The sequence below is a fragment of the Neisseria sp. Ec49-e6-T10 genome (assembly GCF_051132615.1).
In the GTDB taxonomy this organism is placed as follows: domain Bacteria; phylum Pseudomonadota; class Gammaproteobacteria; order Burkholderiales; family Neisseriaceae.
Window position 1 is genome coordinate 1,558,066 of record NZ_CP152375.1, and the last position, 23,592, is coordinate 1,581,657.

The following is a 23,592-nucleotide window of genomic DNA, read 5'->3' on the forward strand; positions in this document are numbered from 1 at the left end:
ATGTAACAGTGAATATGAAAAAAATAGCAAAGAATAATACCAAAGGCAACAGTAATATTGATAAAGCCATACAACAATCATGTGACTTTGAGGTTACTTTAGTTGATATCCGAAGGAAAAATGAACGTCGTGCTTGGACAGTTGCACTCTTGTCTGTCTGTATGTCAGTGTTATTGGCCGCTGGTTATTTGTTGGTTATGCCTCTTAAAGAGAGGGTGCCTTATATTGTTATGGCAGACCCATATAGTGGTCGCGCAACAGTATCTAAAATTACAGACTATGCAGGAGAATCATTAACAAGTAATGAGGCTGTAATAAAAAGTAATGTTGCACAATTTGTGACAGCCAGAGAGTCTTATGATTGGGATTTAATCAGTAGAAGAGACTGGGATACAGTTTACTCTATGGGTTCTGAAAATGTGACAAGAGAGTATAGAGCACTGTTTGCAAATACAAACCCAATGAATCCAGATGTGATTTTTGGCCGTAAAAAATCTGTTCGCATTAAAATTAAGTCAATTATTTTAAATGGTGCAACGGCAGAACATGGGCCAACAGGAGCAACCGTAAATTTTGATCGTTTAGTGATCGATAAAATAGACCCAAAAATAGAACAAAGCAGTAGTCATATTGCATCCGTTGTCTTCGAATACAAAAATAATTTAGCGATGAGTGATCAGTATAGAACCTTAAACCCACTTGGTTTCCGTGTGATTTCATACCGGGTTGATACTGATGGTGCAGGCCCTGCTCCTTCAGCATTAGGTGAACATTTAATGCAAGAAACACAACCTTATGCGAATAATTTACCTGAGCAAGATAGAACGACACCTGCAAATTCAGCACCTCAACCAATAACAATAGATCCAAACGTGCCTCAAACAGGACAAGTAAACAGTAATCATGTTCCTAACCAACAGCAGGTTATACCATCTACTCAGCAAGGAGCCGCACAATGAGTGTGAAGAAATATTTTGGCATATTCAGTATTTTATTTAGTGTTTTGGCTTTAAAAGCTTATGCCGCACCAGTTAAAGAGTATTTTTATGAAGAAGGTAAAATTTATCCCATTCATACTGGGGCAGGAATTGCGACCCAAATTGAGATCAGTCCTAAAGAAGAAGTAAAAGATTTTGGTACAGGTTTTTCAAGTGCTTGGGATTTAGCAAGACGAGAAAATGTGTTTTATCTAAAGCCAAGAGATTTAGACGCTGACACCAATATGTATATTAGAACAAATAAACATGTATATTTATTTGATTTAAAAGTGATTTCTAAAGATTGGAAAAAATTGGAGCAAGCCAAATCTGCAGGGGTAAATTATCGTATTGTTTTTACTTATCCACCAGAGGCAATTGCTGTAGGAAAAACAGCAGAGGGCGCTCAACAAGGAAACTCATCAACTTCAGCATCAACTAGTATAACAGGTTTTACTGAATACAATATGAAATATGATTATTCTGCAGGAGAGTCTTCTGCATGGTTAAAACCAGTTAAAGTTTATGATGATAATTATTTTACCTATATTCATATGCCTAAATTGACCAGTAGTCCTGCTGTATATGGGCGTAAGAACAAAGGAAAAGGGTCCGAATATGTATTAAATACTACTGTGGAGGGTAACGTCATCATCGTGCATGGTACACACCCTTATTTAATACTCAGACATGGTGATAGTGTTGTTGGCTTACGGAGAAATAAATAATGGCACAAAATGACGATAATCAAGATTTCCATGGTTTTGGTAAGCCACCTTCTTTTGATGATGAACAAGAGTCAGAGGTTGGGCAAGATTTCGATGCAGAACCAGAGTTTATGCAAGAAAATGAGCAAGATGATCCTGTATTAAGCGATTCTTTGCCCAGTTTGTCGCGAGGTGGTTCAAGTAACGTTAACAAGAAAGCACTTGCCTTTATTGGTGTTGTTGGGCTTTGTGTCTTGACGGGTATTTTCTTGATTTATAAAAATTTAACAGGTGGTGCAACTGAAGTAAAGGTAGAAAAAGAGGAAGAGCTTTTCATTCCAGATAAACCTACAGGCATTGCCCCTCCTCCATTATTTAACCAAGCACAACAAGAACCTCTAGATGTACCTTTGGAGGACCCGTTGGATTTGAATATGGCATCAGAGCCAGTGCCTGCTAATAATAATTTATCCTTTGCTGAAAAACCACCTACCTTGGCAGAAAGAAGGGTAATGGGTAATAGTGGTTCTGTAGTTAGCAATAATCAGGGGGGAAATCAAAATTCAAGTAATGGGATGCTTGATAATTTATTACCAGGCGGTTTAGGCGCGAATAATACCTCAGGCAATCCAGAAGATATGGCTGCAGCCTATTTGAGTGAAAAATATGGTATTGGTTCAGATGGAAATCCTATTCAAGCTGCTGGATCGACAAAACCTGATATCAGAAGAATGAACAATCGAGATACAGTGATGTTAAGAGGTACATATATTCGCTGTATTTTAGAAACCAAAATTGTTTCAACGTTAGCAGGTCCTACAGCATGCGTTGTAACCAATCCTATTTATTCTGCATCTGGTCGAAAACTATTGATTCCTCGTGGTTCAAAAGTATTAGGCACTTATGATTTAGATGCTTCTGGATTAAATGATCGTGTTGCCGTTGTATGGGATAGAGTTATTACCCCTAATGGTTTAGACATTAACTTAGGTGGTATTGGTATAGATCAGCTTGGTAGTTCAGGACATCCAGGTAAATACAGAGCCTATTGGGGTCGGCGTTTAGGTGCGGCATTATTAGTGAGCTTAACAGCTGACGTGTTTAATTATGCTGGTATTAAATATGGTCCAACAGTCAAACGAACAATTGTACAAGATGGTTCCATTATTACAGAAGAACAACCATTTGAAAGTAAGGCTGCCGATGTTATTTCGCAAATGCCTGAACAAATGTTGGCCAGAACACTGAATAAACCAGCTACAGTAACCGTTAATCAAGGCGCTTTAATCAATATTTATGCAAGCAAAGACATAGATTTTGCTACAGTATTGGATTAAATCATGGCTTTAGATGAACCAATTGCAAATATTTCAACTGATTTTTTAGAGTATCAATATCAGGTTTTAGGTATTGCCGATTATCTAAAAAATCCAGAAGTAACTGAAATTTGCGTCAATAAGCCAGGGGAGCTTTATTTAGAAACAGTTCGCGGCTGGGAGCGGGTGGAAGTGCCAGAACTGACCTTTGATCGAGCACGTCAGTTTTGTACCACCGTTGTGAATGAGAGTAATACAGGACAGCGTATCACAGACGTTGATCCCGTTGTTTCGCTCACCTTCCCAACGGGGCAACGTGCACAGTTTGTTATTCCTCCTGCATGTGAGGCAGGGATGGTTTCTATTACCATTCGTTTGCCATCAAAATACAATAAATCCTTAGAACAATATGACGCAGATGGTTTTTTTGCCCAGATTGTCGAAACAAAAGGTGTATTAAGTGAGCATGATCAGGAGTTAATAGAATTAAAAAACAGTAGAAACTATGCTGAATTTTTCAAAAAGGCCGTTTCTTATAAGAAAAATATTGTTGTTTCTGGTGCCACAGGTAGTGGAAAAACAACTTTTATGAAATCTTTAGTCAATCATATTCCGATGAAAGAAAGGCTTGTGACTATTGAAGATGCACGCGAATTATTTTTATCTCAAGAAAATGTCGTGCATTTGTTGTACTCAAAAGGTGGGCAAGGGCAAGCCAATGTAACAGCCAAAAGCTGTATGGAAGCATGTTTACGGATGAAACCAGACAGAATCATTTTGGCTGAGTTGCGAGGGGACGAGTCTTTTTATTTTATCCGTAACTGTGCTTCTGGTCATCCAGGCTCAATTACCAGTTGTCATGCTGGTAGCACGGATCAGACTTGGGATCAATTGGCTTTAATGGTTAAAGCTTCACCAGAAGGTTCAGGTTTAGAGTTTAATGTAATTAAAAGATTATTAATGTTAACCATCGATGTGGTTGTGCATATTGCTGCCCATTCAGGCCAACGTTTTATTACGGGAATAGACTTTGACCCACAAAAACGCTTTGAGTTGGTTTAAAAAATAAACATATATTGAGGAGGTGTCATGCAAAAAAAATTATTGGTCAAATTAATCTTATTATTACCTACACTTGTAATTAGTGAGGCTTATGCCGATCGTCCAGGATCTTATATGGATAATAATAGTGGCTGTCGTCTAGTTTTATGTTTGGTTAATCCAGGTGAAGGAATGAAATCTTCTGACTGTAAAAAAGATGTCAGAGAAATGTATAAACAGTTAGCCAGTAAACGCCCTTTTGTACCAAGCTGCAAAGAAGCAGAAGCAGAGGGGACAGGCTATAAATTAAGAAAAGACCATTATCAAATTTGCCCAAATGGTATGAAAGACACCCGTACAATGGGTAAAATTGAGTACTTAATGAAAAATGGCATACCATTAAATGAAAAAAATGTGCTAGCAAGCCGTTACAACCCTGCTCCGGGATCAGGTGGATATGTAGTTGCAGATGGTAATCGTCCTATACTCATGAACACCTCTAATCAACCACCATATACTGCTTTAGCATGCGTGCCGAAGAGTGAAACACCTGTAATTTCAAGATTCTGTTTGGAAAAAGAGATCAGAGGTGAGTGTACCCAGTGGGTTAAAGTACATCGATTTAACAATATTACTTGGTTACCGTATCGTAAAAGCCCAGCTGTTGTTGATTCTTACGTGAACCATAAGCTATCACTCAGATCGCGGTTATATGGTGAAGAGGTGTGTAATGATGATACAAACCGAATTTATCAAACAAATAGAGCGTGTGAATAATAAGTGAAACAAAATGCTTGATTGCCCTAATTTAGCCGTTCCTGCGGAAATTATGCAACATGTTGTTTATGTTGAATCCAGCCACAACCCTTTTGCGATAGGGGTTGTGGGTGGTCGTCTTGTGCGTCAGCCCAGAAACTTGCAAGAAGCAATAGCAACCGCCGAGATGTTACGCCAAAAAGGCTATAACTATTCTGTTGGCTTGGCTCAGGTGAATCAAAGCAATTTTAAACGGTATCAGATCAATTCTCATAGTCAGGCTTTTGATCGTTGTCGCAATTTACAAGCAGGTGCCAAAATTTTACGAGAATGTTACGAACGTTCTGGTAAAGATTGGGGAAAAGCGTTTAGTTGTTATTATTCTGGTAATTTTGTGACAGGTTTTAAACATGGTTATGTACAAAAAATACTGGCATCATTAAAAAGAGCTCAGCAACAAACGCAGTCAGTACCTGTGCAGTTAAATAATAGAGCTGTAGCCACCCCCAATAAAGCAACAGCAAATAATAAAGTGGTTAATACTAGGCAAATCAATACACCAACTGTTCAGCCGACTCAAGCAGTAAGTGGCGTCAGGTTACCGCCAACAAATGGCAAAAGTAACAGTACTGATTGGTTTGGGATACCAACACCTGCCACCGTATTATCACAGAATAACGGTTTAGAGAATAAAGCACCAGCACCAAAGGGCGGGATGGCAACTTCAACTGAACCGAGTGTGAAGAAACAACAACCTTCTCAAGGTGACTCAGCTTTTGTTTTTTAAATTTTTACTATCTGCATAATATTATGTAGAATAAATATAGCAGTAACTTTGTTTTATTTTAAATTTTAATTATTTTAAGGATGAAGGAAAAATGAAAAAAACTCACATGATCCAAGATAGATTAATGAACACATTACCCTATTTTGTAATGTTGGCAGTAATGGCCGTATTTTTTGTGGTATCACCAGAAATGGCATATGCACAAGGCGGTGGCGGAGCACAAAACGAAGTACAAGGCTTCTTCCAAAACATTGAAGGCTTGCTCAGTATTGCCTCTATTTCTGTAGTTACTATTGCCTTTATTTGGGTTGGATATAAATTGGCATTTGGTGGTAGTCGTTTTATTGACGTGGCGCCAGTACTATTTGGTGCTTTATTAGTAGGCGGTGCGCTTGAGTTTGCCAAAATGATTGTAGGTAGTTAAACAAAATATAATCCATAGATTTGGTTATTAATATGCGAAAAAATGTTTTGTTTCGAGGATGTACACGGCCCGCTATGTTTATGGGCGTGCCGTATACACCCTTTTTTATCGGTGCCGGAACCTGTATGATGCTTGCGGCATATGTCAGTATCTTTTTGCTGTTTTTGTTGCCAATTGTCATTTTAATACTCCGTGCAATTGCCAAACAAGATGAAATGATTTTTCGACTAGTTGGCTTAAAGTGGCAGTTTTGGTTTAAAACCAAAAATAGAGAACTACGCAAAGGTATGTGGGTCTTTTCGCCAAACCTTTGTCGTAAAGATAATAAAAAATAATGGCTGATGATCCTATGTCAGGCATAGATTAATTTATATAAAAAGAAAAGCAGAAGAATAAACTGTAATTAAACTGAGATGGATAAATGATTACACCAGACACCAGTATTAGTGAATTTATAACCCTAAGTACCCATGTTAGCCCCCATGTGATTAAAACAGTTGGGGGGGACTATATGATCACCTGGAATTTAGGTGGACTGCCATTTGTGGGGCGTGAAGACTGGGAACTAGAACACAAACACAATACCTTCAATCGGTTATTGCAAACCCTACGTGCGCCAGATTATACCAATGTCGCTTTTTGGGTGCATGATGTGCGTCGTCGCCGTAAAATCCAATTACCCTCAAAATTTCAAGAAACATTTAATCAAGAATTGAATGATGACTATTTTCACTTATTGTCATCACAAAACATCATGCAAAACGAATTATACCTTACCATGATTTATCGACCAGTTGTCAGTGGTAAACGTTTTGCAGAAAAATCATCAAATATAGACATTCTTAAAGAACAGCAAGAATCGGCAATCAGCCAAATTACAGATTTAGCCAGTAACGTTGAAGCCGTACTACATGATTATTCACCATACCGTATGGGTATGTATGAAGCATCTAATGGCATTGTTTTTTCAGAAACATTAGAATTTTTCAGTTACCTAATTAATCGAGCAGATGAACCTGTTCCCGTATTAAAAGCCCCTGTTTATGAATACCTAGCAACCAGTCGTCATATGTTTGGTACCAAAACAGGCGACTATGTGATTCGTACCAGTAATGGTGCCGACCATTATGGTGCCATGTTAAACATAAAAGAATATCCAGATGCTACGTTCCCAGGGATTTTAAACGGGTTGAAGTATCTGAATTTTGAATATGTCATCACCCATAGTTTTTCACCTATTGGCAAACAAGATGCGATCCGTACCCTTGATCGAACAAAAAACATGATGGTTTCCTCAGGGGATAAATCCTATACCCAAATTGGCGAACTTGATGTGGCGATGGATCAAGTATCATCAGGTAACTTCGTATTGGGTTCTTACCACTTAACCATGGCTATTTATGGCAATACCCATGCCGAATTAATGGCCAATTTACCTTTAGCTCGAGCAGAATTATCCAACTCAGGCTTTGTTTCTGCCAAAGAAGATATTGCCATTGCCGCCAGTTTTTATGCACAATTGCCAGGCAACTGGAAATACCGTACCCGTATGGCCAATGTCAGCTCATTAAATTTCTTAGGGTTAAGCCCCTTACATAATTTTTCTGGTGGTAAACGCAAATACAACCCATGGGGCGATGCCATTACCGTATTGCAAACCTTAAATGGTCAGCCGTACTATTTTAATTTCCATGCAACCCATCCTGGTGAAAACTCCCTTGGCGAAAAAGCCATTGGCAATACCATGGTCATTGGTAAATCAGGTACAGGTAAAACCGCTTTAATTAACTTTTTATTGTCACAAGTTCAAAAATACGATCCAAAACCAACCATTTTCTTTTTCGATAAAGACCGTGGTGCAGAAATATTTGTTCGAGCTTGTGGTGGGCGTTATATGGCCTTAGACAACGGTATGCCAACAGGCTTTAACCCCTTGCAATGCGAAAATACCCAAGCGAATGTACAATTTTTAAGTGATTTAATTAAATTGCTGGGGGCTAAAAAAGAATACAGCCCAAGTGAAGAAGAAGATATTTTACGCGCCGTTCGCGCCATGCTTGATACCCCAGTCCATTTGCGCCGTTTAAGTAACTTACGCACCAGTTTGCCCAATCAAGGGGACGACAGCCTTTATGCCAGATTACGTAAATGGACAGGTGATGGTGCCTTGGCATGGGTGTTCGATAACCCCGAAGACAAAATTAATTTTGAAGGTGCCAATATCATTGGTTTTGATTACACCGATATCATTGACAACGATCAAGTGCGTACCCCAGTGATTAACTATTTGATTCATCGCCTAGAAGAACTCATTGATGGTCGCCCCTTAATTTACGTGATGGATGAGTTTTGGAAAATTTTAGATGGCGAAGGTGGCTTAAAAGATTTTGCCAAAAACAAACAAAAAACCATTCGTAAACAAAATGGGTTAGGCATATTTGCAACACAAAGCCCAGAAGACGCATTAAAGAGCGATATCTCTGCAGCCCTTATAGAACAAACCGCTACGCTGGTTTTGTTGCCAAACCCCAATGCAGACCGAAAAGATTATGTTGACGGATTAAAACTAACTCAGGCAGAATACGAAGTAGTAACCAATTTAGATGAAAGAAGTCGTTGCTTTTTGGTGAAACAAGGACATTTTAGTGCAGTGTGTCAATTAAATTTAAGAGGGCTAAATGATGGCTTGGCCGTTATTTCCGCCAGTACCGATAACATTGAAATACTGCATGAAATTTTAGCAAAATACCCAGAGGATGTGCACCCAGATACATGGTTGCCCGAATTCCAAGCCAACCGTAAAGGCATGGGTAAAAATGCTCCGCCAACAGCGCTGGGGCAAGAAGGTTTAGCCAATTAAGTAGATAAAGCAGTCATATTATTTTGATGAATTAAAAGATTAAAGAGGTATCGTTATGAAAAAAATGCAAAAAAATTTCTTAGCTACAGTCATTATTGGTAGCTTTTTGGCTGGGCCCGTTCATGCATCAGGTGTACCAGTTGTTGATGGAGTACATATTTCTGAAACAGTGATTAATGCAATTAAACAAGGCATGCAATGGGCTAAAGAAGCAGAACAGTGGAAAAGTTATGTTGATGCCTTAAAATCACAAAATTATGGTGCATTATTACAACCATTAATGGTTACAGCTGGTGCGCTCCTTGGTGCAGAAGCAGGCACAGATGATGCTTCCGCTAAAAAATTCTTAGGTGAGGACGATAATAGCTGTGGCTTACCCAATGGTGGCGATTATTATAAAACCTGTGTTAAAGAGCGCAATATCAGAGCAGAACGTTTAACTGAAATGGAAAAGTTATTAAAGAGCTTTGATAAACGTCAAGAAGAATTAACAGCCTTGACCAAAAAGTGGAGCGCTAAGATGGAACCAGGCGAAATGCAAAGCCTGCAATTTAAAATAAGCTCGTTACAAGCACAAATCCAAAATGATATGGCACGGATGCAATTAAGCATGGCCATGTACAAACAACGTGAAGAGTTAATGAGCCAAAAACGTGCTGATGCAGGATTTAAAGCGATCTATGGCAATGGTGATGGTAAACCCGTTGACATGGATAAAGCGCTTAGTGCGCTTAACTGGGATTAAAAGGTCAATCTATGGGCATTGAAGATATTGTAGGTATAATCTTATCGAGTCTGGGTGGCTTATTTGATTTTTCCTTTAGTTCTGTCGATTTTATTCGGTTTTTTATTGATGGAACATCACCAACACCAAGTTGGAACGCTGCGGGTAGTTCTGCAATAGCTGATGCTGCTGCGATGGCTTTTTTCGTCGTTATACGTAAAATTATTCGTGATCGTATTAAAAGTTTTATGACCGGTGGTTTTAAACGTATGTGTGGTTTTGTTAACTTGATTGGGTTAACGGTGGCGACGATTTGGGTGATGGTACAAGGTTATAAAATCATTACGGGTGAAAGTAAAGCATCGATGCTTGCCTTTATTGTTAAAGCAGCCAAAGTGTTTGTGATTTTGGCTGTAGCCACATCAGGCAGTATTTTTGGCAAAGATATCTATGATCATACCCAAAGCTTTCAGAAATACATTACCTATGTAGTAACGGGTGAAGAAGACAAAGACGTATACACCATGGTGGATCAAAATTTACTGAAAATGCAAGGTATTATTGCAGGTGTAAAAGCTTTGGTGGCTTATCAGGCAAGTGGGACTTCTAAAGAAACTGCAGAAGCGTCAAAAAAATTGCAGTTACTTTCTGGAATAGGTATGGCAAGCCCTGCCGTGATTGGTGGTACAGTTTCTATTTTAAATGAAATAGCAATGGCTATGGCCGTTATGTTTGGGCCTTTATTTATATTGTCGTTGTTATTTGAGCAAACCAAAAACCTATTTTGGAACTGGATTCGCTATACTGTTGGGGTGATGTTCAGTATGGCTATTCTTTCGGTTATGTGCAGTATTGCGTTGAAAATTGTATATGCCTATGGAACAGTTGTGGGTACAGCTGTTTTGGCCCAAATTTTGGATATAGGTATCGGTGGTAAAACTATTGTTTCCTTAGATGCAACAATGACCCAACAAGCAGGTTTAGGTTTATTTCTATCAGTATTGATTTTAACGGTTCCACCCATGGTGATGCAGTTCTTTAGTGCCAACTTAGGTGGTGCGGTTAGTGGTTATTCTCCTTTTACTTCTGGTTCTAAATCGCCTGAGCAGGCTTTAAAAGAAGGTGGTAGTGGCGGCGGTGGAGGTGGTCTTATATCTCAAGAAGACAGACAAGCTATGAAAGAGATGTATGAAGTTATGAAACAGCAAAACAGAGATAGAGCCTCTGATGGTAATGCTATTGGGAATGTAGCAGCGGGGAAAAATGTAGGTGCTCAGTTTACTACGCCTAGTACCTCTGATAAAAGTATTGCTACTCAGACAGGGCTAAAGGGTGTTAATAGTTCAACGAATACCGCAAATACATAGAGATGTTAATTTTACAGTTGAATAATTCTTTCTATTAAAGAATGGTGAAGAAATAATGAAGAAAATGTTACTTGGTATTTTATTGTTCTCTTTTAGTATATTCGGGTTTGCTCAGGAATCTGAACAAGATAGGATAGCACGAGAGCATCAGCCTGGTGGTCTATATGATAAAAGCAATAGCGGCAATGGTAATGGAAGTTTTCAATTACCACTTGTTTGGGGGGCTATTGCAATTGACAGTAAAACTTTTCAAGGTGGTGGTTTTGCAAATAGTGAGAATAGTTTAAGTGACGCAAAAAAATTAGCATTAAGTGAATGTAAAAAGCGGGCAGGAAGATCATGTAAAGTGGTGGTGAATTATGCACTAGATCATTGTGGCGCTGTAGCTCTTTCTCAGGGCACAGACGTTTGGTCAGCAGAGATGAGGCGTTTAAGAAAAGATGCCAATGCTGCGGCTTTACAGAGTTGTAATGATAAAGTTAGGAAGTTAGGGAAGACTCCAGATTGTACTTTATGGATTCCAGGTAGATGTGCATTATTTAGTGGTTCGTAAGTTAGATTCTGAAGAAAAAGCCCTGTTAATAGGGCTTTTAAGGAATTAGGGATAATGGATGAAGAAGTTATTGTTATTATTGGTATTGTGTAGCGGATTAGTTTATGGGCAGTCTCCGTATAGTTATGGGGGAGAGTCAGAGCAAGATCGGATTGCGAGAGAACATCAACCAGGGGGAATTTATGATTCAAGTAAGCCAAGTTCTTCAGGTAAAGGAGGTTATAGGGTTCCCACAGTATGGGGAGCCATTGCAATAGATTATAAAAAATTTCAGGGATGGGGTTCATCAAATAGTGAAGAGAGCTTAAATAGTGCAAAGAATGAGGCTCTGAAGTTATGTAAAAAAAGATCAAATACATGTAAGGTTGTCATAACTTATAATTGGAATAATTGTGGTGCAGTTGCAGCATCAGACTCCACTGCTATATGGATGGCGGAGACGATGCAATTAAGGGCAGATGCAAATGAAGCAGCATTGAAGAGTTGCAATGAAAAGATGAAAAAGCAAGGAAAAACCCCAGATTGTTCGTTATGGGTACCAGCAAAGTGTGCTTTATTTGGTGGTTCGTAAGTTAGGTTCTTTAGATTCTGAAGAAAAAGCCCTACTAATAGGGCTTTTAAAGTATTAGGGATAATGGATGAAAAAGCTATTGTTATTATTGGTATTGTGTAGCGGATTGGTTTATGGGCAGTCTCCGTATAGTTATGGGGGAGAGTCGGAGCAAGATCGAATAGCAAGAGAGCATCAATCAGGGGGGATGTACAACCCGAATCCCAGTAATGGTAGTGGTAGAGGAAGTGCTCAAGCAAATGTATGGGGAGCTATTGCAATAGACCATAAAACATTTCAAGGAACTGGTTCTGCAAATAGTGAAAAAAGTTCAAATGATGCAAAAAATCGAGCTTTAGCTTTATGTAAAAAGAGATCGAATAATTGTGAGGTCGTTTTAACGTATACATGGATGAATTGTGGGGCCGTTGCTGTTGCAAGTGATGGAGATAAAATTGTTTGGGCAGCAGAAACGAAACCTTTTAGGGTAGATGCAGCGGAAGCTACATTAAATAGTTGTAGAAAAAAGGCACGTGCAGCAGGAATAAAGGAAGACTGTGTTTTTTGGGTACCGTCAAGATGTGCTCTATTTGAGGGGGCATAGTTTAAGTGTTATCTTTAAAAAGCCCTATCATAAAGGGCTTTTAAAGAATTAGGGATAATAGATGAAGAATGTATTGTTATTATTGGTATTGTGTAGTGGGTTAGTTTATGGGCAGTCTCCGTATAGTTATGGGGGAGAGTCAGAGCGAGATCGGATTGCGAGAGAACATCAGTCAGGTGGAATCTATAATCCAAATAATCCATCTGGAGGTGGAGGATATAGTATGCCTAAAGTATGGGGTGCTATTGCGATAGATTATAAAACTTTTAAAGGATCTGGTTATTCTAATAGCGAAAAAAGTCAAAAAGATGCTGAGAAGAAAGCAATTAAGTTCTGCAAAGAACACTCAAAAAATTGCAATATTGTTTTGACATATGGTTGGAATAATTGTGGTGCAGTTGCAGCATCGACAAACCCAGTTGATGCAGTAAAAGGTACTTATATTTGGGCAGCAGAGACAAGGCAATTGAGAGCAGATGCAGATACGGCAGCATTAAAAAGCTGTAATATGAAGTTAAAAGCAGAAGGTATAAAAGGGAACTGTAGTCTTTGGATGCCAGCAAAGTGTGCTTTGTTTGGCGGTTCGTAAGTTAGGTTCTTTAGATTCTGAAGAAAAAGCCCTACTAATAGGGCTTTTAAAGTATTAGGGATAATAGGATGAAGAAGGTATTGTTATTATTGGTATTGTGTAGCGGATTGGTTTATGGGCAGTCTCCGTATAGTTATGGGGGAGAGTCGGAGCAAGATCGAATAGCAAGAGAGCATCAATCAGGGGGGATGTATGACCCAGGTAGGTCTAGTTCTTCAGGTAAGGGAGGTTATAGGGTTCCCACAGTATGGGGTGCTATTGCAATAGATACTAAAACTTTTAAGGCATCAGCATGGGCAAATAGTAAAAAAAGTCAGAAAGATGCTGAGCAGCAGGCTATAAATATATGCAAAAAAGACTCAAAAACTTGTAAAACTGTTGTGACATATACTTGGAATAATTGTGGAGCTGTCGCAGCCTCAAAGGCTACAGATATATGGGTAGCGGAAACAAGACAATTAAGAGCAGATACAGATGCAGCAGCTTTAAAAAGTTGTAATTCGAAAGCTAGATCCTCAGGGGTAGTTGAAGATTGTGTATTATGGGTACCAGCGAAGTGCGCTCTATTTAAAGGGTCATGATTTAAGTTTCTGTTTTTTAAAGCCCGATTTATGGTACTTTTAAAGTATTAGTGATAATGGATGAAGACGGTCTTGTCATTATTGGTATTATGTAACGGGATGATTTTAATAAGTTATTGAGGAAAATAGGCGTTAAAGGAGAATATACTTGTGCATTATGGCTTTCTGCATCATGTGGTTTAGAACCCAAGTATTTAAATTTGAACAAATAGTAGGATTGGTTTAATAAGGGTTATGTGGCATTGGTTGTTGATTATTTGCTGAAAATAGTGCTGATATTCATTTTAGGTTGTTTATTCTGAATAAAAAAACTTTACTTAAACCAAAACTCAGTTATAATAGCGCTCTTACATGCCTGCCCAGGTGGCGAAATTGGTAGACGCAGGGGACTCAAAATCCCCCGCCGCAAGGTGTGTCGGTTCGAGTCCGACCCTGGGCACCACAAAAATTAGGCTTCTCAAAAAGAGAAGCTTTTTTTGTTTCTTTTTCTAGGTTTTTATACTTTCCCCATATATATACTATGTAGTTGTTCTTTTTTTCTGATTTGCTTACATTATGCTGAGTTATAGATTTGCTGGCAGTAAAAAGACATGACTTTGAAAAATATTACGATATTGAGATTATTTAAGTAAAGGTTTGGAATGGTGGACAATAAGGGTATTGTCTTTGCTGTGTTATTGTTAGTCGATGGTGTGATCTGCTCAGAAATAGGTTTTAAGTGTAGTTCAATGTATTTAGACAGCACTCAAAGCGTCGAAAATGAATGTAACAAATAATCGCACAATAGATAAAGAAGGTAAGGCATGCCTAGCATAGACATGCCTTCGATTGTGTAGATTTTGAAGTGCTTGCTTGTATGATAATTAAAAATTAGACGTTGGAATATTTAAATATTCTTGATCTCCAAACTTTAATAAGACGGCTCGTGCTAATTTTTTATCTGATGTTTTACATGACTCTAAATAAACAGCACGAAGTCCTTGTGTTATTTGAGGCTCAAAACCTCTTTGTGAATAGAATCGAATATCAAAAAATTTACGCATAGCTGGAAGACATGTTTTAACCCCTTCCCCCGTCAATACTGCACCTCCTAAACAGAGGTAAGTCTCACATGCAGCCCCCTCAACATAGTTTTTTACTGCATTTGCCATTGAAAAATTAGATAAAAATAAACATATAAACCCTACAGCTATAGGTCGTTTCATAATAAATCCTCCTTAAATAAAAATCCTATAACATATAATATAACAAAAAAAGATAAATTAAAAATTTATTAATTTTTTTTGGGAAATATTGTTTAAAAGTCCTATATGTTTGGATACCCTTTAATACTGTTATATGAGCACATTAGTGTATGTATCACTATAACTAATTACAAAATAAAAAACTGCTGAAGTTTTTTTCATTTGAGCGTATTTATTAGTCTATTGTCGATTACTGTTGAGAATTTAAGCTGGTTAAGATTTGGGATTAAAATTTTCCCACACTTTACTTTTAGTTTTTTGATTTTTAAAAATTAAAATTTGGCTTTTTTGAATGTACAAGAGTGCTTTGTGTTTGAATTATTGATATTTAATGATTTTGTGAAATAAAAATCCTCATCAGTAAGGTGTGTTGATTCGAGTCCGACCCTAGGCAGAACAAAAATAAAGCTTCTCTTTTTTGAGAAGCTTTATTTTTCTCTATATTTATTAGCTTGTTTTATATGGCTCTTAATTTTATGTGGACTATTTTTATTTGATTTCCTGAGCTAAATTGATTAAGTCTTTGGTGCTCACTTTAACAAGGCTTTTCCCAGGGCTGTCGATTTGTTGGATAATAAAAAATGCAGTAGACAGAATAATGGGGAAAATGCAATAAGCCAAAATATGTCTGTGAATTTTTATATTACAACCCAAAATCACACAGGCAATGCCTGCTAAAAAATAGATTATAAACCAAGCCAGTATGGGCACGGTATTGCCCCATAATGAAACGGCTATTTTTTGTGTTGTCATCATATGATTAATGGCATCAAGGGTCGAATTGATGGGCGCTGGGTTATGTTTGTTCAGCTCTTCTGCCACAATCTGCCAAAGCAACATTTGCTGTTGTTGTGAGTGTTCATTGATTGTGCTGTCGCCATCTTTGTAGTATTGAATTCTTAAGTCTAAGTATTCTTTGATCATATTTTGGGCGCTTGGTGTTTTTTCGCCAAGTAAATCTGCATACATATAGGCACTTTGTATGGCTAAAGCTTCGTTTCTTTCCGCCGCTTGGCTTTCATCAAACCCAGATATGGCAATGGACATGCAAAAACCTAACAGTAATGCCAGAAAAGAAAGTACGGTGTTTAAAATTAAATTAAGTAAAGCATCTTCTTTGTTGACTTTGTTCCTTTTGGCCATTTCTCTGCCAATAAGGGATAACGCAGTTAGGATGATGATGGTGCCTAAAAAGATCAGGGCGGCGTAAATATCAAAATAATCCATATTGGGTCCAGTTATGTTTGAGTGCTGATGCAACGATATTGGCTCAAGTTTAGACTAAATATTTAACTTTTAAATAAAACTTAAATATTGTGGCTGATTTTAAATGGTGGAAAGTGAAAGATCAACTTAATTTAGGGTGACAGAATCAAAGTCGCATAAAAGAGGCTTGTGCAAGAAGCATGTAAACTGGCTTATTTTATATTTGTGAGCGGTTTCATTGTGGTATATGCCTATTGGGTGAATGTTTAAAATAAAATCCCCTTTAAGTAGTTAAGGGGATTTTATGGTTTGATGCATTTGGGGTTCTTATCGATAAGCTCCAGACTTTACATTTCTCACTTTTGAAAAACATAAACCACGCTCTTTTGAGTTGGCTATTTTTTTACATTCTAGTTTGGCTGCTCTGCAACTGCCAACTTTGCCTTTGGCGTTATAGCATTGGTTATGATAACGATTGCTTGCTGTTTGCTCATGCGGGTATTTTGCGGTACCCGCATAGGATAAACTGGTTACCCCGAATAACATTAAAACGATTAAATTATTTTTTTTCATAATAAACCTCCTATTGATAAATTAAGGGCTAATATACCTCATTTGAATGTTAATGGTCTGGTCGACTCTGTAAAGTCTGGTAAGGAAATGATAGAAATTTTAAATATGAGTCGTATTTTGGGGAATAATGTGTTTTATTAATTAAAAAATTATTTAATTAAATATATGAATTTATATTTATTGGGTATATGGTGTGATCTTATATTATTTTATATTAAGAATATGAAAATTTTTTATAAACAATAATGTTTTTTACTCTAATAAATAAGGCTATACTGTAATTTCTCGCATGATACAGGCCCATCTGGTTGATTCTGGATGGGCTTTTTATATCTGATATTTTTTTATTCCCTTATTTTTCAGTTTCTTATAAATTTTTCTATAAATGTTATTGATAATCATTATCGTTTAATGTATAGTTAATTCAACTCGAAAGTAGGTCAGTCAAAAGTCTTTACTTTTATAGTTTCCCTGTAGTTGTTCTTCCGATGGATTTATGGCAAGCCTCCCAGCTTGCCACTTTTTTTGTTCGTTTCATCTTCAACTTTTTAATCGCTTAAATGATGGTATCAGACAAAACAGCTGATACAGGGTATACTTTAAGGCTTATTTTTTTAAATAGCATATTATTATGTCTCTCTTAATTGAGTTAGAACGTCACTTATGTTTTTCAGGTGAGCAGTATCGTTTTGAGCATGCATCTGAAACATTGCAATGTGACATGAAGTTTTCACTTTTTTTGCCGCCACAAATCAAACAACAAGCATGTCCTGTGTTGTTTTGGTTGTCTGGTTTAACCTGCACTGATGAAAATTTTACTTTTAAAGCAGGTGCACAAAGAGTTGCTGCTGAACTTGGATTGATTTTGGCCATACCAGACACCAGCCCACGTGGAGCACATGTGCCAGATGATGAGTCAGAAAGGCTTGGGCAAGGTGCCAGCTTTTATGTCAATGCAACGCAAGCGCCTTGGCGAGCGCATTATCAAATGTTTGATTACATCAGCCAGGAGTTTCCTGATTTGATTCATGCGCATTTCCCAACACAAAAAAAGCAATCTATTGCAGGGCATTCTATGGGCGGGCATGGTGCGTTAATGATGGCATTGCGTCACCCTAAAAGATTTTGTTCGGCTTCTGCCTTTGCCCCTGTGGTTAATCCAACGCAAACAGAAAATGGGCGGGCGATGCTCAGCCAATATTTAGGCTCGGATGAACAAGCATGGCAACAATATGACAGTTGCTATTTGTTGGCACATGCTGTGGCTGAAAATCAGTTACCGATATTGGTTGATCAAGGCTTGGCAGACCCTTTAATGCCAGTTAGTTTACAACCAAAAATTTTTGCACAAGTGGCACAACAAAAAAACTGGCCGATTACGGTTCGTTTTCAAGAACACTATGATCACAGTTATTATTTTGTGGCTTCGTTTATAGAAGAGCATTTGCGTTTTCATGCTCAGTATTTATTTGAATAAAAAAGGATAGACAATGGATCATATTCCCACATGTCCAGTATGTGGCATGGAAAATACATACCCTGATGGTTCTCAATATATTTGCCCTGATTGCACACATGAATGGTCGGCAAATGATGAGGCTATTTTAGAAGGTGAAACGGAAAAAACGGTTAAAGATGCCAATGGAAATGTACTGGTTAATGGTGACAGTGTGATTTTGGTGAAAGACCTAAAGGTAAAAGGCTCTTCTTTGGTGCTCAAAAAGGGTACTAAGGTTAAGGGGATTCGCATTATTGAGGGAGACCATGATATTGATTGTAAGGTAGATGGTATCAGTTTACAGTTAAAGTCAGAGTTTTTAAAGAAAGCTTAGCTTGAAAAAGTAAAGCCTTTCACATTGTGAAAGGCTTCTATATTCTGGTGGCGAATCAGGGACTCGAACCCCGGACCTGCGGATTATGATTCCGTCGCTCTAACCAACTGAGCTAATTCGCCAAGAGGACGTAATATAGCTATTTGCATTCGTTTTGTCAACTATTGAATGTTGTTTTTCTGTATCAAAACCGCCATTTTTTCCCCACACATTGTATGTTTACCATAATGCTTGTTTGGTGGTCATAATATAAAAAATCGCCATTGTGCCACTAAAACCAATATAACCGAGCGTTTCCCACACTTTTTGATAAATAGTGTAAACGGGGTTTAAAGTGGTTTGCGTGTGCACAGCAATGCGTGTTAAGGCACTCATTTTTATTTGTATCCAAACCACAGGGATCCAAGCACAGCCAACGAGGATATAAAGCCATAGTACGTTTTGTAACCATGGGTCATGAAAGCCAAAACCAGCTTGTCTCATCATTAAATAGCCTGTTAATGGTTGAATAATGACGGAGGGTGTGGTGAAGATCCAATCCACCATCACAACCATCTGGCTAACGAATCGTTTTTGTTCTAAGTTGCCCCAGCGATTGGCGCAAAACATGTATAACGCGCTACCGAAGCCTGTGCCAACCATAATGACTGATGAGAGAATATGAATGGTTTTAAGAATAAGATAATCCATTTTATGCCCTTTCTTTTTGAATAAGGATGAGTGTGATCAGCCAACTTAAAATAGGGATGTTTTTAAGTAAGATGCCAAATGGATCAAGCAATAGGGAAGGCATAATGAAACTGATTACTAAGGTGTAGCCGGTAACAATACAAAAACATAAAATGGGGATAATGGGGTTTTTTGTGAACAGCAGTAATAGCCCAAATAATATATCCATAACAATCAGGCCATAAAATAGAAAATGGGTCGAAACGGGTGATAAGTTAAGTGGAGTGAGCTTATTGATGGCTAGGGTGTGATCGTTCCAAATAAATGAAATCAGCCCAGCACAAATAAAAATAATGGCAACACTGTAACGACCTATCTGGTCAATTTGTTGGATTAGAGGTTTGGATGACATGATGTTCTCCTAAAGTGTTTTGTCGTATTGGGCAAAATCTGTGGCTGCAATAGGGGGCCTTTGCAGATACTTTTCAATGGTTTTTTGTTCACTGGTGCTGCCTGCGAGCAAGAGTCGGTAACTTTCTTGGCTGATGAGCTGTGGGTTCAGGTATTTGAGATAGCGTAGGCTTTGTTGAATAAAGGCATCGGATACTTTTAAACTGATATGGGCTTTTGGCCAGTTACTCAGTAAAGTTAAGTATTGTTCAAATGTCAGTGGATGCCCTGCTATGTCAAAAATACCCTTGAGTTCTGGGTGTGCCACGGTATATTCGATAAACTTGATGACATCAAGGATATGTATGGGGTTAATGATGCCTGTTTGCTGGGGTAAACACCAAATAGGGCTTTGTGCTAAGAGTTTAAATAAACGGGTACTGATACCGTTTGGTGCATAAACAAGTGAGGGGCGTAAGATACAGGTATTTATGGGTAAGGAGAGTAAGTATTGGTCTGCTTTGTATTTGCTGTCTAAATAAGCACTGTCTACACAAGGGGCTTGGCTGAGTGCGGAAATTTGAATAAAACGGCTGACTTTTGCTTGGATGGCTGCTTGGGCGATGGTTTTTATTGCATCGTAATGGATGCGGTATTGTTGCTGTTTGGGGTAGGCTGGCGCAATACCTGCTGCATTGATGATCGTATCAAATTGGCTGAGCATCTGGGTTAAATTTTTGGGTAGCTGTTCTAAATTAAGTGGACATTCTTGTGTGTGTCTGCTGCTTATGGTGACGGTTGCCCATTCAGATAAGGCAAGGTTAAGTTGCCGCCCAATTAATCCAGTACCCCCTAATATTAGAATTCGATTCATGGTTTTTATTCTCCTCTTTTTATTTTCTATATTTTCGTAATTTCTGTCAATAGAGAAATTACGAAAATAATGTTTGTATACATCAATGAAGATAGAGCCTTGTCGTTTAATATGGCTTAAATAAAAATATTGATTGAAAATAATAAATTAATTGAAATAACAGGGTATGATGAATAATACGCAGATGGATTATTATTCATGCTAGGTGCCAAATTGACTAATAGGCGTTGTTCTTTTGATAAAAATAAGTGTGTAGCTTAAGCTCAGTTGCTTCTGTTTGGTGGATGCTTTGAGGCACACCATAAAAATGTTAAACTTGATTGATGATCTAAAAAAGGGGTAGGGAAATGACGAGTTACTATTGCCTTTCTGATTTAAAAGCGGCTTTTAGTCAAAAGCGCCGTTTGCATTTTTTATTCTTTTGGGGAGGAGACACCCCTGGTGTTGACATTAACCAAAATTGTTTAAGCCAGTGGTTTGTGGCAAATTTTACGGTTGATGGTGTGTGTTACCCAACAGCAGAACATTGGATGATGGCGCAAAAGGCTTTATTGTTTCAAGATCATCAGACCCATCAAAAGGTGATAGAAGCAGATCATCCGTCAGTTGCTAAACAGTTAGGCAGAGAGGTGTCAGGTTTTGATGAAAAAATATGGAAAACACACCGTGAACGTATTGTACAAGAAGGTAATTTTCATAAGTTTTCACAAAACGCTTTATTAAAAGATTACCTTTTGCAAACGAATGATAAAATTTTGGTGGAAGCGAGCCCTGTTGATAAAATATGGGGTGTTGGTTTGGTGGAAGAAGACCCAAGAATTGTCAATCCTCTGCTTTGGAAGGGGCAAAACTTAATGGGTTTTGCTATTATGCGTGTTAGAGCCCAGTTATTAGGGTAGTGTCGTTATTTTTTGTGTTAAAGGTTTTTTATGAATATTGCAACTTGGAATGTCAATTCTTTAAATGTGCGTTTGCCCCATGTCTTGCAATGGTTGCAAGCACACCAAGAGGTAGATGTTTTGGCATTACAAGAATTAAAATTGGATCATGATAAGTTTCCTGAAGCGGCGTTGATGGAACAAGGTTATCAGGCAGCTTGGTTTGGGCAGAAAACGTATAATGGTGTGGCTTTAATCAGTAAAACACCTGCACAGGATATTGTGTGTGGCATTCCAGAGTTTGATGATGAACAAAAGCGGGTGATTGCGGCAACATTTGGGCAAACTCGTGTGATTAATGTGTATTGTGTTAATGGGGAAGCGGTTGGTAGCGACAAATTTGCTTATAAAGCAAAATGGTTTGCTGCGTTAACTCATTATGTTGCAGAAGCATTGAAACAGTATCCTAATCTTATTTTATTGGGGGACTTTAATATCGCCCCTGCTGACTTAGATGTCTATGACCCTAAAGCATGGCATGAAAAGGTCTTGTGTTCTTCTGAAGAGCGTTCATGGTTTAATCAGTTGTTGGCATTGGGTTTAAATGACAGTTTGCGTCAATTAAATCCACAAGAAGCACAGTATACTTGGTGGGATTACCGCATGAATATGTTCAAACGGAAATTGGGTATGCGTATTGATCATATTTTGGTTTCCAACCCTTTAATCGGATCTGTCCAAAAAGTTGTGGTGGATACTGAGGCTAGAGCATGGGAGCGTCCCAGTGATCATGCCCCTGTGACAGCCTATCTGGAAAAAGAATGAATTTATCTCATTTAAGTAAGAAAGATCAACGGTTAAACGCTTTAACCCAACAAGTGCGACTTTGGCAAAGATTAGAGCTACAAGTTAAAAAGATGTTGCCGCTTAATTTAGCTGATTTTTACCAGATTTCCTGTGTGAATGAGCAAGGGGCATTGGTGGTATTTGCCCATAATGCTATGGTGGCTTCTCGTTTAAAAATGATTATGCCTGCTTTGGTTCCACAATTACAGGGGATGGATGCGCGTATTATTAAGGTTCTTGTCAAAGTTTCGCCACAAGAACATGTGCATGCCAAGTATAAAAAGGCTGTTTTGGGGCAAGAAGCCCAAACTCAGCTATTGTCTGCTTCTGAAAAATTAAGCCATCATCCAGAATTGGCTCAAGCCTTGTCTCGTTTGGCTTTATCTCATTCAAAATAATTTACTATAGGGTGTTTTTTAATCAAAAGGACATTGTTCTTTAATCAGTTGTATAACTGCTGGGGCAAATAAATGAGTATGGTTTATGGGTTGTGGGCATACTTCTGAAATTTCGGCACAAGCGGTTATGTTGCCTTGCCAATTTGCAGTAAAACAAATAAGCTCTAATTGTGCTTTTTCTTTATAGGCTGGTGCATGAATGGTGGTCAAATAATGAATGCTCTGATCAATGAGTTGGATATCCAGTTCTTCTTTTAATTCTCTGATTAATGCTTGTTTCGGGGTTTCGTTTGCCTCGATTTTGCCACCAGGTAAATACCACAAAGGGTTGTCTCGTACGCGCACAACCAGTAATTGTTTGTTGTCTTTATCCAGTTCAACTAAAGCGGCACAACGAATGGTGGCGGATGTGGCAAGCTGATCGGTTTGTTGAAAAAATCGTTCAGGCGCTTTACTGACTTTTTGGGTTTTATAGTTAAAAAAAGCCATGCTGGTCAATACTCGGGCTGTTTCTTCTTGTCTGGTTTGATTAAAAAAATGATAGATCAAATCGAAGCCAATTTTGCTTTGATTGGTCAAGCTTAATGTAATCTGTAAACTGTCGGCATGAAATGCCTGATTGATATACTGTATTTGGGCGGCAGTCATAATCAATCCTGTGCCTTCAATATCTGTTTCACTGTAACCTAATGTATGTAAAAAACGTAAACGGGTTTCGTGGGCTAAGCGTAAAACAGCATCATTAGCAAGGTGTTGACCATAATTAATGTCACTGATGCAAACGGGGATTTGTGTGGTAAATAAAGTGGTTAGTGGAATATCGATTGATAAACGTCTACTCATAAC

At 38.1% G+C, this 23,592-nt stretch carries 28 protein-coding genes and 2 tRNA genes; 22 read left to right on the forward strand and 8 right to left on the reverse strand.

Features of this window, described 5'->3' with window-relative positions:
* Positions 1-14 precede the first annotated feature (14 nt).
* From AADH04_RS08050 to AADH04_RS08130, 17 genes are all read left to right on the forward strand, one after another.
* A complete protein-coding gene (locus tag AADH04_RS08050; RefSeq protein WP_434779716.1) occupies positions 15-959 on the forward strand; it encodes a virB8 family protein in 945 nt (314 codons plus the stop codon).
* Positions 956-1,705 (forward strand): TrbG/VirB9 family P-type conjugative transfer protein, encoded by a 750-nt coding sequence (locus tag AADH04_RS08055; RefSeq protein WP_434779717.1) that lies wholly within the window; start codon positions 956-958, stop codon positions 1,703-1,705. The genes AADH04_RS08050 and AADH04_RS08055 overlap by 4 nt, the downstream gene beginning before the upstream one ends.
* Positions 1,705-3,021, forward strand: a complete 1,317-nt coding sequence (locus AADH04_RS08060) for a TrbI/VirB10 family protein (protein WP_434779718.1) — start codon at positions 1,705-1,707, stop codon at positions 3,019-3,021. The genes AADH04_RS08055 and AADH04_RS08060 overlap by 1 nt, the downstream gene beginning before the upstream one ends.
* Before the next feature lie 3 nt (positions 3,022-3,024).
* Positions 3,025-4,062 carry a P-type DNA transfer ATPase VirB11 gene (virB11, locus tag AADH04_RS08065; protein WP_434779719.1) on the forward strand — a complete coding sequence of 346 codons (1,038 nt, stop codon included), beginning with the start codon at positions 3,025-3,027 and terminating at the stop codon, positions 4,060-4,062.
* A gap of 27 nt (positions 4,063-4,089) precedes the next feature.
* On the forward strand, positions 4,090-4,818 hold the full coding sequence (locus AADH04_RS08070; protein WP_434779720.1) for a hypothetical protein: 729 nt from the start codon (positions 4,090-4,092) through the stop codon (positions 4,816-4,818).
* A 13-nt stretch (positions 4,819-4,831) separates the two neighbouring features.
* The gene (locus AADH04_RS08075; RefSeq protein WP_434779721.1) at positions 4,832-5,584 is read left to right on the forward strand and encodes a lytic transglycosylase domain-containing protein; all 753 of its coding nucleotides are present in this window, start codon (positions 4,832-4,834) and stop codon (positions 5,582-5,584) included.
* A 91-nt stretch (positions 5,585-5,675) separates the two neighbouring features.
* On the forward strand, positions 5,676-6,008 hold the full coding sequence (locus AADH04_RS08080) for a TrbC/VirB2 family protein (protein ID WP_434779722.1): 333 nt from the start codon (positions 5,676-5,678) through the stop codon (positions 6,006-6,008).
* 32 nt (positions 6,009-6,040) lie between these two features.
* Entirely contained in the window at positions 6,041-6,343 is a 303-nt protein-coding gene (locus AADH04_RS08085; RefSeq protein WP_434779723.1) for a type IV secretion system protein VirB3, read from the forward strand.
* A gap of 86 nt (positions 6,344-6,429) precedes the next feature.
* On the forward strand, positions 6,430-8,868 hold the full coding sequence (locus AADH04_RS08090; RefSeq protein WP_434779724.1) for a VirB4 family type IV secretion/conjugal transfer ATPase: 2,439 nt from the start codon (positions 6,430-6,432) through the stop codon (positions 8,866-8,868).
* 55 nt (positions 8,869-8,923) lie between these two features.
* Positions 8,924-9,613, forward strand: a complete 690-nt coding sequence (locus AADH04_RS08095) for a type IV secretion system protein (RefSeq protein ID WP_434779725.1) — start codon at positions 8,924-8,926, stop codon at positions 9,611-9,613.
* An 11-nt stretch (positions 9,614-9,624) separates the two neighbouring features.
* Positions 9,625-10,959, forward strand: a complete 1,335-nt coding sequence (locus AADH04_RS08100) for a type IV secretion system protein (RefSeq protein WP_434779726.1) — start codon at positions 9,625-9,627, stop codon at positions 10,957-10,959.
* A 55-nt stretch (positions 10,960-11,014) separates the two neighbouring features.
* Positions 11,015-11,512 (forward strand): DUF4189 domain-containing protein, encoded by a 498-nt coding sequence (locus AADH04_RS08105; RefSeq protein ID WP_434779727.1) that lies wholly within the window; start codon positions 11,015-11,017, stop codon positions 11,510-11,512.
* A gap of 58 nt (positions 11,513-11,570) precedes the next feature.
* Positions 11,571-12,083 carry a DUF4189 domain-containing protein gene (locus AADH04_RS08110; protein ID WP_434779728.1) on the forward strand — a complete coding sequence of 171 codons (513 nt, stop codon included), beginning with the start codon at positions 11,571-11,573 and terminating at the stop codon, positions 12,081-12,083.
* Between the two features lie 67 nt (positions 12,084-12,150).
* The gene (locus AADH04_RS08115; protein WP_434779729.1) at positions 12,151-12,666 is read left to right on the forward strand and encodes a DUF4189 domain-containing protein; all 516 of its coding nucleotides are present in this window, start codon (positions 12,151-12,153) and stop codon (positions 12,664-12,666) included.
* Between the two features lie 61 nt (positions 12,667-12,727).
* A complete protein-coding gene (locus AADH04_RS08120; protein WP_434779730.1) occupies positions 12,728-13,255 on the forward strand; it encodes a DUF4189 domain-containing protein in 528 nt (175 codons plus the stop codon).
* Between the two features lie 68 nt (positions 13,256-13,323).
* A complete protein-coding gene (locus AADH04_RS08125) occupies positions 13,324-13,836 on the forward strand; it encodes a DUF4189 domain-containing protein (RefSeq protein ID WP_434779731.1) in 513 nt (170 codons plus the stop codon).
* A 357-nt stretch (positions 13,837-14,193) separates the two neighbouring features.
* Positions 14,194-14,278: transfer RNA gene (locus tag AADH04_RS08130), tRNA-Leu, on the forward strand.
* A 421-nt stretch (positions 14,279-14,699) separates the two neighbouring features.
* Here the strand turns inward: AADH04_RS08130 and AADH04_RS08135 are convergent.
* The 3 genes from AADH04_RS08135 to AADH04_RS08145 all read right to left on the reverse strand — a co-directional run bounded on the left by AADH04_RS08135 (position 14,700) and on the right by AADH04_RS08145 (position 16,859).
* Positions 14,700-15,041 carry a hypothetical protein gene (locus tag AADH04_RS08135; RefSeq protein WP_434779732.1) on the reverse strand — a complete coding sequence of 114 codons (342 nt, stop codon included), beginning with the start codon at positions 15,039-15,041 and terminating at the stop codon, positions 14,700-14,702.
* Positions 15,042-15,569: 528 nt separating this feature from the next.
* Positions 15,570-16,307 carry a hypothetical protein gene (locus AADH04_RS08140; RefSeq protein WP_434779733.1) on the reverse strand — a complete coding sequence of 246 codons (738 nt, stop codon included), beginning with the start codon at positions 16,305-16,307 and terminating at the stop codon, positions 15,570-15,572.
* 306 nt (positions 16,308-16,613) lie between these two features.
* Positions 16,614-16,859, reverse strand: a complete 246-nt coding sequence (locus tag AADH04_RS08145) for a hypothetical protein (RefSeq protein ID WP_434779734.1) — start codon at positions 16,857-16,859, stop codon at positions 16,614-16,616.
* Positions 16,860-17,490: 631 nt separating this feature from the next.
* Between AADH04_RS08145 and fghA the strand changes: the two genes are divergently transcribed.
* Together fghA and AADH04_RS08155 are read left to right on the forward strand one after the other, a co-directional pair.
* Positions 17,491-18,336 (forward strand): S-formylglutathione hydrolase, encoded by an 846-nt coding sequence (fghA, locus tag AADH04_RS08150; protein WP_434779735.1) that lies wholly within the window; start codon positions 17,491-17,493, stop codon positions 18,334-18,336.
* A 13-nt stretch (positions 18,337-18,349) separates the two neighbouring features.
* Positions 18,350-18,691: a zinc ribbon domain-containing protein YjdM gene (locus tag AADH04_RS08155; RefSeq protein ID WP_434779736.1), complete on the forward strand. Its 342-nt coding sequence runs from the start codon at positions 18,350-18,352 to the stop codon at positions 18,689-18,691.
* Between the two features lie 45 nt (positions 18,692-18,736).
* Here AADH04_RS08155 and AADH04_RS08160 read toward each other — a convergent pair.
* The 4 genes from AADH04_RS08160 to AADH04_RS08175 form a co-directional block, all read right to left on the reverse strand.
* Positions 18,737-18,813 (reverse strand) — tRNA-Met (locus AADH04_RS08160).
* Positions 18,814-18,910: 97 nt separating this feature from the next.
* The gene (locus AADH04_RS08165) at positions 18,911-19,381 is read right to left on the reverse strand and encodes a DUF2269 family protein (protein WP_434779737.1); all 471 of its coding nucleotides are present in this window, start codon (positions 19,379-19,381) and stop codon (positions 18,911-18,913) included.
* Between the two features lies 1 nt (position 19,382).
* Positions 19,383-19,772, reverse strand: coding sequence for a DoxX-like family protein (locus AADH04_RS08170; protein ID WP_434779738.1), 390 nt, complete (start codon positions 19,770-19,772; stop codon positions 19,383-19,385).
* A 9-nt stretch (positions 19,773-19,781) separates the two neighbouring features.
* Positions 19,782-20,624, reverse strand: coding sequence for an NAD-dependent epimerase/dehydratase family protein (locus AADH04_RS08175; protein ID WP_434779739.1), 843 nt, complete (start codon positions 20,622-20,624; stop codon positions 19,782-19,784).
* 347 nt (positions 20,625-20,971) lie between these two features.
* Here AADH04_RS08175 and AADH04_RS08180 point away from each other — a divergent pair, with 347 nt between their 5' ends.
* The 3 genes from AADH04_RS08180 to AADH04_RS08190 are packed head-to-tail and all read left to right on the forward strand — an operon-like array spanning position 20,972 to position 22,746.
* Positions 20,972-21,523 (forward strand): NADAR family protein, encoded by a 552-nt coding sequence (locus AADH04_RS08180; protein ID WP_434779740.1) that lies wholly within the window; start codon positions 20,972-20,974, stop codon positions 21,521-21,523.
* 30 nt (positions 21,524-21,553) lie between these two features.
* Positions 21,554-22,327 carry an exodeoxyribonuclease III gene (gene xth / locus AADH04_RS08185; protein ID WP_434779741.1) on the forward strand — a complete coding sequence of 258 codons (774 nt, stop codon included), beginning with the start codon at positions 21,554-21,556 and terminating at the stop codon, positions 22,325-22,327.
* Positions 22,324-22,746: a DciA family protein gene (locus tag AADH04_RS08190; RefSeq protein ID WP_434779742.1), complete on the forward strand. Its 423-nt coding sequence runs from the start codon at positions 22,324-22,326 to the stop codon at positions 22,744-22,746. Before xth ends, AADH04_RS08190 begins: the two co-directional genes overlap by 4 nt.
* Before the next feature lie 18 nt (positions 22,747-22,764).
* Here AADH04_RS08190 and AADH04_RS08195 read toward each other — a convergent pair whose 3' ends face one another.
* The gene (locus AADH04_RS08195) at positions 22,765-23,589 is read right to left on the reverse strand and encodes a thioesterase family protein (RefSeq protein WP_434779743.1); all 825 of its coding nucleotides are present in this window, start codon (positions 23,587-23,589) and stop codon (positions 22,765-22,767) included.
* Positions 23,590-23,592 lie beyond the last annotated feature (3 nt).